The sequence below is a fragment of the Trichocoleus sp. FACHB-90 genome, from assembly GCF_014695505.1.
GTDB lineage: Bacteria > Cyanobacteriota > Cyanobacteriia > Cyanobacteriales > FACHB-T130 > Funiculus > Funiculus sociatus.
In genome coordinates, this window is sequence record NZ_JACJOK010000024.1 from 19,713 (window position 1) to 30,599 (window position 10,887).

Below are 10,887 nucleotides of genomic sequence, written 5' to 3' on the forward strand. Positions count from 1 at the left end.
TTTGTTATAGCCTGCTTTTAGCAGGCTATGGCTCCTGTAGTCGCGACTTTAGCCGTCGGTAGTACCTAAGTCAAAACTATCACCATACTTTTAACCTCCGTTGTTATGGCGCAACAACAATCTATACAGGCGAAGATTTTGGCATTGTTTCAAAATCTCGGTACTTTGCTGTTACTTGCGATCGCATTTCCCTTCAACTGCACCCTCGTCTTAGCATTACTGTTGTGGAACTTTGTCAGCCGACCATTTCAAAAGCAAGTATTAACCGAAAATCCCAAGAATATCTTGCTTACGGGCGGTAAAATGACCAAAGCCCTGCAACTTGCGCGATCGTTTCATGCAGCCGGACATCGGGTTATTTTAGTTGAAACTCACAAATATTGGTTAGTTGGTCATAGATTTTCCAACGCAATAGATCGCTTTTATACCGTACCTGCACCGTACAAAGATCCAAAAGGCTACATTCAAGCTTTACTTTCTATTGCTAAACAAGAAAGTATTGACATTTACGTTCCAGTATGCAGTCCCGTACAAAGCTATTACGACTCTTTAGCAAAGCCAGAGTTATCCGGTTGTTGCGAGGTGTTTCACTTTGATGCAGAAGTGACAAAAATGCTAGACGATAAGTTTGCCTTTGCAGAAGTTGCGCGAAGTCTTTCCTTATCAGTCCCCAAATCATTCAAAATTACCCACCCCGAACAAGTCCTAAACTTTGACTTTTCCAACGAGAAACGCAAATACATTCTCAAAAGCATTCCCTACGACTCAGTGCTGCGCTTGAATCTCACCAAGCTACCATGCGAAACGCGATCGCAAACAGAGGCATTTGTGAATAGTTTGCCTATCAGCGACGAGAAACCTTGGATTATGCAGGAATTCATCCCCGGAAAAGAATACTGCACTCATAGTACGGTGCGAGATGGAGAATTAAAACTGCACTGCTGCTGCGAATCATCGGCTTTTCAAGTTAACTACGAAAACGTTGATAAGCCGGAAATTATGCAGTGGGTGAGTTATTTTGTTAAAGAACAAAAATTTACCGGACAAGTTTCCTTTGACTTCATTCAAGCTGAAGACGGGACTGTTTATGCCATCGAATGCAACCCCCGCACGCATTCCGCCATTACAATGTTTTACAACCATCCAGGTGTAGCAGAGGCATATCTTGGTAAAGAACCTTTAGCTAAACCTTTGCAACCTCTTCTCGATAGTAAGCCTACTTATTGGCTGTATCACGAAGTTTGGAGACTTAATGAAATTAGATCCTTCAAACAACTGCAAACCTGGGTTAGAAACATTTTGCACGGAAAAGATGCCATTTTTGAGGTTAATGACCCTCTGCCATTTTTAATGGTACACCACTGGCAAATTCCCTTACTCCTCTTTGACAATTTACGCAGACTTCAGGGCTGGATACGAATAGATTTCAACATTGGGAAGTTAGTGGAATTAGGTGGCGATTAGCGAAGAGAAAGAATTTTCCCTACTGTTTAATATCAACAACTGACAAACAACCAATGACAACCACACCAGTTAAGAAAACTGCATCAATGGAAGCCAAGAAAAAACTTTTTGATATGGTTTTGGCTTTCGTAAAAAGTCAGTGTATGTATGTTGCTACCCGCCTAGGCATATTTAACTTGTTACAAGACGAGGGGGAGCAAAGTCTTGAAAATTTAGCCCAAAAAACGGACACAAAACCAGAAAGGCTCTATTTTATCCTCCGAGCTTTAGCTCATTTAGATGTGTTAGAGGAAAAGCCAGGACGAATTTTTGCTCCTACGGAAGTATCCTCCCTCCTTGTGACTAATCATGGCCCGTCGATGGGACATCTTGCGATGCACCTTACCGAACCCGCACAATGGGACGCCTGGAAGGTACTTGAAGATGCTTTGCATACAGGTGAAGTCCCATTTGAGAAGGCAAACGGTAAGAGCGTTTATCAGTTTTGCCAGGACAACGAATGGAGTGGCGATGTCTTCATCAATGCAATGAGTTTTTTGACGAATCACGCCGTTGATGCGTTGCTGGATGTTTATGACTTCAGCCGCTTTGATACAGTGATGGACGTTGGCGGCGGACAAGGTGGACTAATTGCCAATATTGTCAAGCGATTTGGCTGTAAAGGAATATTGTTTGATGTGCCTTATGTAGCCGAAACTGCACCTGCTTATCTAGAAAAGCAAGGAGTTGATAAAGATGCGGTGAAAATCATCTCCGGCGATGTGTTTGAATCAGTGCCAAAAGGTGCGGATGCGATCGCTATGAAGTATTTCATCTCGGCTTGGAATGACGAAGACGCAATGAAAATTTTACACAACTGCAAGCAGGCGCTACCACCGCACGGAAAAATTATTCTTTTGCAAGCTTTTGTCCCAGATTTAGACGAACCAAAAGTCGCGCCTGATGGCATTATGCCGGGAATTTTTGCCGTCCAAATTAATGTAGCTGTACCTGGAGGTGGATGGCGCACGAAGAAGCAATTCAAGGATTTGTTTGAAAAGTGCGGTTTTCAGTTAGAGAAAGTTGTTGACACTCAAACCAACCTTTCTGCAATGGAATTTGGTTTGGTATCTTAAAGCAATAATTCAAGTTTTAATGGCAGGTTTGCCTTGGGAAAAGGAGTCAGCTAACTTGATCATTGATGGTTTCTATGGAGGAAAGCTTGTAAACCCGGAAACAGAGGAAAACCCAGTTTTCTATGGTTTCCAGCTTGTAGATGAAGGCGGACATTTTGTGGATGGGTTGTCAGATCCGCAGTGGGCGATTTTCGTTGAGGATGGCACAATTCGCTTATCTAATACCAAATAGTTGAGGTCGCGTTACCCAACAAGTAGTTATGGGTGTTGGGTAACGCGATCGCTCTACCATTCCCTACTTTTGACCCTCGAATATCCTCCAACAGAGCATAAATCAGGCGTAGTGGGGGATCAACTCTTATCTAAACCTTACTGACTTATCTAATACCAAGTTACATGACAATTTCCAATGAAACTCAATCCTCTACACAAAAAAATTCTCAGCGGTATTGAACCGCTACCTTTAAGAAATTCGATTGTGTCTTCAACAAACTTAACTGAACGGGGCCTCATCAGAATAGGTGAAACTGTCACAGGAATTTTACGCTATTTTCGCCCCGGTGAACCGATGAACTGGGACCCGTGGATTTTGAAGGATGATGATGTTTACCGAATGTTCTACTTAAGAGGGTTAGAAGGACAAAATCCCTGGTGGACAGTTAGTAACATCTGTAGTGCTATTTCCACCGATCTCCAGCAATGGCAGGATTTGGGAACCATTCTTGAGCCTGAGCCTGCCAATGGTTGGGAATCTGGTAGGATATGTGCTGGTTGTACCTATAAGGAAGATGATATTTATTACCTTTTTTATTCAGCTGGTGGTAAAGAAGGGGAACACCAGAAAAACGAAGCAATTGGTTTAGCAACTTCCCGCGATGGTTTGCATTTTAAACGCTACTCTAACAATTATTTAGTGAAGCCAGATGAGCGCGATCCTTGGTACGGTCGAAGTAACTGGACAAAGCATTATCACTGGCGCGATCCTTATATTTTTAAGGATGATAAAACTGGCAATTATTATATGTTTATTTGTGCATCTTCTCAAGTTGCTGGTGACTTTCAAGGATGTATTGGTTTAGCTGTAGCCGATAAAATTTATGGTTCTTACAAGTTGTTACCACCTGTTGTGGAAGCACCTATGGATGCAGTCGATTGGCCTTATTATCACATGGAACGTCCCCAAGTTATTTACAAAAACGGCAAATATAATTTATTTTTTTCGTGCTTCAAAATGCTGATGAATCCAAAATGGGTGCAAAAGGTGAAGCGCATGAAAATCACCAGTTCCTCGCTTTATTGGTATATTTCAGATGAAATTACCGGGCCATATAAGCCAGTAAATAATGACAATTTTGTTGTTAGGGGTAGCGAGAAAACAGGAATCTATGGCACTAATTTTTTGCAAACATCAACTAATCCAGATGAATATATTGCTTATGGCTGGTATCACCGACTCCACGCCTTAGAAGTACAGGGTGCGTTTCGAGTGCTTTGGCAGGATATCAGCGATTCTCAAAATCAAAATGCTCCGGTTTTGCCCTCTTACTCAGATACGCTTAGTATTTGCCTTTCTAGGGCTTTCTCTGGGCTGAGCTATAAAAATTAGTAATTTAAGATTAAATAGTCATAAATAAACCGAAAATACAGAAACCCGGTTAGAAAACCGGGTTTCTATAGCTTAGGCGATTTTTACGTTTAATTAACGTCACCTACTGTTAGACGCGAAGCTGGACTGGCATTACTAAATAAGTCATTTTCAAACCCCCAAGAGGTGTCAGAATCACAGGACTATTACCTGTATTCATGTGTATTTGAATTTCTGAGGATTGCAGCGCCTTGAGTCCATCTCTGAGATAAGCGACATTAAAGGCAATTTCTAAACTATTACCCGCTATCTGTGCAGCTAGAGACTCGCGCCCACTACCGACATCCTGGGCTTCGACAGATAGGGAAATTTTCTGGTTGCTGCTGTCTATGGTGAACTTGACAATATTATTTTTTTGGTCGGCTAGCACTGCAATTCGCTCCAATGAATTGAGCAACTGACGACGATCGATGGTTATTTGTCGCTCGAATTTTTGTGGGATTAGCTGACGATAAGCGGGGAATTGTCCCTCTAAAGTTCGGCTGGTTATACGCTGATCTGCTAACTCAAAAACGACCTGTCCTTGGTCAAGATGGAGAGCGATCGCGCTATCCTTACCGCTAGAGTCTGCTTCCGCCGACTGGCGCATCCCTAACATCCGTTCCAATTCCCGCAATGCTCTGGCTGGAATGGTTATCTCTCTCTTGTTCGCCTCAGCAGCTGATACTGTTGTTTCCTCATCCAGTTCACTCTGGTTAGTCGTCTGCACAACTGATAAACGATGACCATCTGTGGCAGCAAATTCAATTTCTTCTTGCTGGAATGTTAGGTGAACTCCTGTCAATACCTGTTTCGTTTCGTCGGGACTGGTAGCGAACAACGAACCTCGCAATCCCTCAATTAAGGCTGCGGCTGGTAAATAAGCCGTTTCGCCATTTTCAATTACTGGCAGTTCTGGAAACTCTTCTGCTCCCATCCCCCGGACTTTATAGCTTCCAGAGGTAGAAGTTAGGGTGGCGATAATGCCTTCGCTGTTCGTTTCTCCGGCCCCTTCATCTTCTAGAGTAATCGTTCCGTCGGGCAAACGGGAAACAATATCGTTTAACAGCTTTGCGGGTAGGGTGAGTATCCCCGCCTCTTCCACTTGTGCCGGAAAGCTTGTTTGGATGCCAAGGCTGAGATCGAATGCCGTCAGGGATACACGCTGAGTCTCTTGATTGGCTTCCAGCTTGACATTTGCTAAGACAGGATGTGTCGGGCGTGATGGCACTACTCGACCGACGATAGAAAGATTGGTACTGAGATCGTTTTGGGAGCAAACCAGTTTCATAGAAGTTCGATTTTGGAGTTGTTGGGTCAAACACAACAACTCGCTTACTCTTGGCACAGATGCAGATCGTAGCATTCCTGCCCTAAGCAATCCAGTTGAAACTGCAAAAACAGCGATCGCGAATACTAATCCTAAATTAAATTAATTTTAGAAGAGTAGTAGTAGGAGCTGTGGAAAATGTGGAAAAACTTGCTAATTCTTTTGTCTGTATTTGTTTGAGCTATGTCTAGCTTGTGGAAAATTTGTGGAAAAGTAGCAGGGGTTTTCCACAAAGTATTTATACTCATTTGAAGTTTTCCCCTACAGTTACGGATTTTTCACTGCTTTACCACAGAGTTTTCCACAGAAAATAGGAGTTTTTCCACAGGCAAATTTTAACTTAATAAATCTTTACATTTTTTAGAAAAAAAATTAAGTTAAGTAAGGGGGTAACGTCAACTAGATAGTTAAGATTGATTTTGGTTTCTGCACAGCATATTGATGCGATCGCTTAGTTGACGTAGTGTCTTCGCCACATCCGGATCGGTATTTTGCAACTGAATAATTTTGTCGCAGCTATACATTACCGTTGTGTGATCTTTACCCCCAAACTCCTCACCAATTCTGGGTAAACTAAGATTCGTGTGGTGGCGCATCAGGTACATCCCAAGTTGTCGCGCCCAGCTAATTTCTCGACGACGAGAATTGCCCTTTAAGTCTTCAATAGAAACATTAAAAGTTTCTGCGATCGCTATCATCACCGCTTCAGGAGAAACTGCTACTTTTTCAGCAGGTGGATTCAAAACTGGCGCAATATTTTCAACCGTCATTGGCAACCCAGAAATTGAAATATAAGCCACAGCCCGAATTAAAGCGCCTTCTAATTCTCGGATATTTGAAGTATAATTTGTGGCAATATATTCAATTACTACTCTAGGCAGACGCATATTTTCATACTCTGCCTTTTTCTGCAAAATTGCCATTCTAGTTTCTAAATCTGGGCGTTGAATATCTGCAATTAAGCCCATAGAAAAACGAGAACAAAGGCGTTCTTGCAACCGGGGAATTTGATTTGGAGGACGATCTGAAGCTATGACTACTTGCTTTCCAGCTTCGTGTAAAGTGTTAAAAGTATGGAAAAATTCTTCCTGAGTATATTCTTTGCCTTCAATAAATTGAATATCATCAACTAATATTACATCCGCAGCTCTGTAATGTTCTCGAAAGCTTTGCATACTGTCTTTACGGATAGCTGCAATCAGGTCATTAGTAAACTGTTCTGTAGATACATAAAATATTTTAGAATCCGGACAGATTTCCAAACGGTAATGACCAATAGCCTGCATTAAGTGAGTTTTACCTAGCCCAACACCGCCGCACAAAAACAGAGGATTAAATTCACGCCCTGGAGATTCAGCTACTGCTAAAGAAGCAGCGTGAGCCATACGATTATTGGAGCCAACAACAAAGCGTGAAAAAACATACTTGGGATTTAATTGTATCGGTCTAGGGCGGTTGCCGGGTAAAATCTCTGGAATACTGGTTTCAATGGGCAAAGACCACGAAATCTCAGAATCCCCAGTGTTAGAAGTTTGATTTCCTGGGTTCACTGTGATATGAATTTCCACAGGCTTACCCAAAATATCTTGCACGACATCAGCAATGGTTTTGATGTAATATTTCTGCAACCAATTCCGAGCAAAGGGATTAGGAGTGCAAATCACCAAGCAGTTATTTTCCAGCTCCTGGGCGCTGGCGGTTTTGATCCAAGTTTCAAAGGTAGGACGGCTCAGTTGTAGCTGTAGACGCTCCAGTACCTGACTCCAGAGCTGTTCAAGAGAAATATCCACGGCTCACCTCTACCGCTTTGTGCAGAATAGTATTATCCATTCTTGTTGTAGCGATCGCTATTTTCAACCAACAAAAGCCATGACTGAAATCCTGCAAATCGCTCAGCTAGGCAATCCCATCCTCCGCCAACAAGCCCAAAATATTGAAAATGTTCGTGATGAGCGGATTCAAAAGCTGATTGACAATCTAATTTCAACCGTTGCTCAAGCTAATGGGGTTGGGATTGCAGCACCCCAGGTAGCTCAATCTTATCGCTTGTTCATTGTGGCGTCTCGTCCTAATCCTAGGTATCCTAATGCTCCGGAGATGGAGCCAACTGCTATCCTCAATCCTAGAGTTATTGGTCGTTCAGATGAGGTTGCGAAAGGCTGGGAAGGCTGTCTGAGCATTCCGGGGATTCGTGGGTTAGTTCCCAGATATCGGGCGATAGAGGTAGAGTACACCAGCCAGAATGGCAAATTGCAGCGGCGAGAATTTACAGATTTTGTCGCCCGCATCTTTCAACATGAAAACGATCATCTCGATGGAATTGTATTTTTAGATCGGCTGGAAAGTACGCGAGATATCATGACTGAGCAGGAGTATCAACAGCAAATTGTCCAACAACCGAGTTAATTTCGGCTGTTGATTTTAAGTGTGCGCGATCGCTTCCTCCTACATTCTTTCTAACACTGGAATGCCCAGCAACGATAATCCCAGCTTCAGAGTTCTAGCAGTTAAATCGCACAGCAATAACCGAGATGTCCGTAGAGGTTCCTCCGCTTTTAGCACGTTACACTGATCGTAAAATTGATTGAACTTCTGGCTTAGTTCAAATAAGTATTGACAAAGACGATTAGGTAGCAAATCTTGCTCAACATCACTGACGACTTCGCTCAACTGTAATAAATGTTTTGCTAAAGTCAATTCTGCTTCTTCCTGCAAAAGAATTTTGGCATCTGCTCCCAACTGTTGGAAGTCAATATTACCTTTACGGCTAATCCCCTGAATTCTGACATAGGCATAAAGCATATAAGGAGCCGTGTTACCTTGGAGAGCCAGCATTTTGTCGTAACTAAAGACATAATTACTGGTGCGGTTTTGGCTCAAGTCAGCATATTTGACAGCACTGATCCCAACAACTTTGGCAGTGTGGGTAATGAATTCTTCGGTTTCTGAGCGTCCTTCTTCCCTGACTCTAGCTTCGAGATCGGTACGAGTACGCGCGATCGCTTCATCCAGCAAATCCCGTAACCGCACTGTTTCCCCAGAACGTGTTTTTAGCTTCTTGTTATCTTCCCCCAGCACCAAACCAAAGGGAACGTGGACGATCTTAATATTTTCCGGAATCCACCCCGCTCGACGAGCCACTTGAAACACTTGAGCAAAGTGATTTGCCTGTCCAGCATCAGTAACGTAGATAATCCGTTCAGCCCGATCCTGCTCAATCCGATAGCGTAAAGCCGCCAAGTCCGTTGTAGCGTAATTGTAGCCGCCATCAGTCTTTTGCACAATCAACGGTAGCGGCTCACCCTCTTTATTAGTAAAACCTTCTAAGAACACACATTTAGCCCCATTGTCTTCGACTAGCAAATCCAATTTGGTGAGGTCTTCTACTATTGAAGGTAACAACGGGTTATAGAAAGATTCACCCCGTTCCTTCAACTGAACATCCAGCAGCTTGTAAATAACTTCAAACTCTCGCCGCGACTGTTCGCACAGCAAATTCCATGCTCTTAGAGAGTCTTCAGCACCACCCTGCAACTTTACTACTTCTTGCCGCGCCGTTTCCTGAAACTCTTTATCTTCATCAAACCGCTGTTTTGCTTTCCGGTAAAAAGCTACTAAATCCCCCAAATCCACTGCATTAGCAGTAGTTAAAGCTTCTGGACAAACTTCCCGCAAATAGGCAATGAGCATCCCGAACTGAGTTCCCCAGTCGCCTACATGGTTCAACCGCAGAACGTCGTGACCCCGAAATTCTAAAATCCGGGCGATACAGTCCCCAATAATAGTGGAGCGCAAGTGGCCAACGTGCATTTCTTTAGCAATATTGGGGGCGGAAAAATCCACGACTGTTGGCTGAGGATTTTTTGCCTTGCTGACACCCAGCCGAGCATCTGCCTGAATGTCACGCAATTGCGCTTCCAAGTATTCTGGTTTCAGAGTGAAATTGATAAAGCCAGGCCCAGCTACGACTGGAGGCTCAGAGAAATCGCTTACATCTAGATTCTGAACAATTTTTTCTGCGATCGCTCGTGGTGGCTGACCTAACTTTTTAGTTAGAGATAAAGGCGCATTCGATTGATAATCGCCAAACTTGGGATTGCTAGCACTTACCAGCATTGGGTCTACTCCAGCATAGTCAGTCCCAAAGGCGACGACTAAAGCCTGCTCAAATTTAGTTTTCAGTTGTTCAAGAGTCGAGTTCATTGGGTTTTGCCGAAACCTCAGGCAGTATGCTTGTTTCCTCCATCGTACTAACGTCTATGTTCATACTCAAATCCAACCAAGTTGAGCGAGTAATGGGGGCGCTGCTGGAAATGTAATCTACTCCAGTTTCAGCGACAGCCCTAATGGTTTCTATAGTAATGTTGCCCGAAGCTTCAATCTTGATCCGCTTGTTGTTCTGGCGAATCATCTGTACTGCTTGCTGCATCATATCCAGGGGCATATTGTCCAGCATGATGATATCCGCACCGTGCTGTAATGCTTCTTGTACTTGTTCTAGAGTTTCAGTTTCAACTTCGATGGTGAGCGGATAGGGGATTCTGGAACTAATTTGAGCGATCGCTTCTGCAATGCCCCCAGCCACAGCGATGTGATTATCCTTAATCATCACACCGTCATCTAGCCCCATGCGGTGGTTAATCGCTCCTCCCACCTGCGTTGCGTACTTTTCTAGTATTCTCAGCCCTGGAGTCGTTTTGCGAGTATCCACCAGTCGCGCTGGCAAATCTGCAATTTGGTCAACGTATTTACGAGTAAGCGTAGCAATCCCACTCAGACGCATTCCCAAGTTTAGGGCAACTCGTTCTCCTATAAGTAACGCTTCTAGTTGACCCTGAAGGCGGGCCACCACTTGCCCTCTATGGCATTGCTCCCCCTCTGCAACAATAGGGACAAAGCTTACATCGTCGCTCAAGTGCTGGAATACCCGTGCTGCAATAGGTAATCCTGCAATAATTCCCGACTCCTTAGCAGTCCATTCTGCTTGCCCGACGCGCACTTCGCCGCTTAACAAGCCTTGGGTCGTGCGATCGCCCCGACCGATATCCTCTAATAGCCAGCCGCGTATCAGCGGGTCTAAAACTATTGATGTAGGTAAAGTAGCGATCGCGCTCACAACCCTTTTTTCCTTAACTTCTAGAGCCTTCCAAAAATAATTTAGCCCAAATACCTCTCTAGGAGCGACTTCTGAACCACAAAAAATAAATTTTCCCAAACAGTTGACAGATTGGGGAGAGAGTAGCTATATTAATAAAGCGGTCGGGAGAGACAAGCGAAAGCGACACTCCACCGAGCGACGAGAACCTAGAAAAAATAATAGTTTGAAAGCCAGAGTAACACAATAACCTCGTCAA

The 10,887-nt window shown here is 43.7% G+C and carries 9 protein-coding genes; 5 read left to right on the plus strand and 4 right to left on the minus strand.

Annotated features, from left to right (window positions below; genetic code table 11):
• The first annotated feature begins 105 nt into the window (after positions 1-105).
• The 4 genes from H6F74_RS07570 to H6F74_RS07585 all read left to right on the plus strand — a co-directional run bounded on the left by H6F74_RS07570 (position 106) and on the right by H6F74_RS07585 (position 4,185).
• Positions 106-1,464: an ATP-grasp enzyme gene (locus tag H6F74_RS07570; protein WP_190438522.1), complete on the plus strand. Its 1,359-nt coding sequence runs from the start codon at positions 106-108 to the stop codon at positions 1,462-1,464.
• A gap of 53 nt (positions 1,465-1,517) precedes the next feature.
• Positions 1,518-2,579 (plus strand): methyltransferase, encoded by a 1,062-nt coding sequence (locus tag H6F74_RS07575; RefSeq protein ID WP_190438523.1) that lies wholly within the window; start codon positions 1,518-1,520, stop codon positions 2,577-2,579.
• A 19-nt stretch (positions 2,580-2,598) separates the two neighbouring features.
• Complete coding sequence (locus H6F74_RS07580; RefSeq protein WP_190438526.1) at positions 2,599-2,811, plus strand: hypothetical protein; 213 nt, start codon at positions 2,599-2,601, stop codon at positions 2,809-2,811.
• A gap of 177 nt (positions 2,812-2,988) precedes the next feature.
• Complete coding sequence (locus H6F74_RS07585) at positions 2,989-4,185, plus strand: family 43 glycosylhydrolase (RefSeq protein WP_190438539.1); 1,197 nt, start codon at positions 2,989-2,991, stop codon at positions 4,183-4,185.
• 109 nt (positions 4,186-4,294) lie between these two features.
• On the opposite strand, the gene dnaN is transcribed toward H6F74_RS07585, so the two are convergent.
• Together dnaN and dnaA are read right to left on the minus strand one after the other, a co-directional pair.
• Positions 4,295-5,494, minus strand: coding sequence for a DNA polymerase III subunit beta (dnaN, locus tag H6F74_RS07590; protein ID WP_190438543.1), 1,200 nt, complete (start codon positions 5,492-5,494; stop codon positions 4,295-4,297).
• A gap of 446 nt (positions 5,495-5,940) precedes the next feature.
• Positions 5,941-7,323 (minus strand): chromosomal replication initiator protein DnaA, encoded by a 1,383-nt coding sequence (dnaA, locus tag H6F74_RS07595; protein ID WP_190438546.1) that lies wholly within the window; start codon positions 7,321-7,323, stop codon positions 5,941-5,943.
• Positions 7,324-7,402: 79 nt separating this feature from the next.
• Here dnaA and def point away from each other — a divergent pair, with 79 nt between their 5' ends.
• Positions 7,403-7,939 carry a peptide deformylase gene (gene def / locus H6F74_RS07600; protein ID WP_190438549.1) on the plus strand — a complete coding sequence of 179 codons (537 nt, stop codon included), beginning with the start codon at positions 7,403-7,405 and terminating at the stop codon, positions 7,937-7,939.
• A gap of 39 nt (positions 7,940-7,978) precedes the next feature.
• Here the strand turns inward: def and argS are convergent, their stop codons facing one another.
• Positions 7,979-9,736 (minus strand): arginine--tRNA ligase, encoded by a 1,758-nt coding sequence (gene argS / locus H6F74_RS07605; protein WP_190438552.1) that lies wholly within the window; start codon positions 9,734-9,736, stop codon positions 7,979-7,981.
• The gene (gene nadC / locus H6F74_RS07610; RefSeq protein ID WP_190438560.1) at positions 9,720-10,649 is read right to left on the minus strand and encodes a carboxylating nicotinate-nucleotide diphosphorylase; all 930 of its coding nucleotides are present in this window, start codon (positions 10,647-10,649) and stop codon (positions 9,720-9,722) included. Before nadC ends, argS begins: the two co-directional genes overlap by 17 nt.
• Between the last annotated feature and the right edge of the window lie 238 nt (positions 10,650-10,887).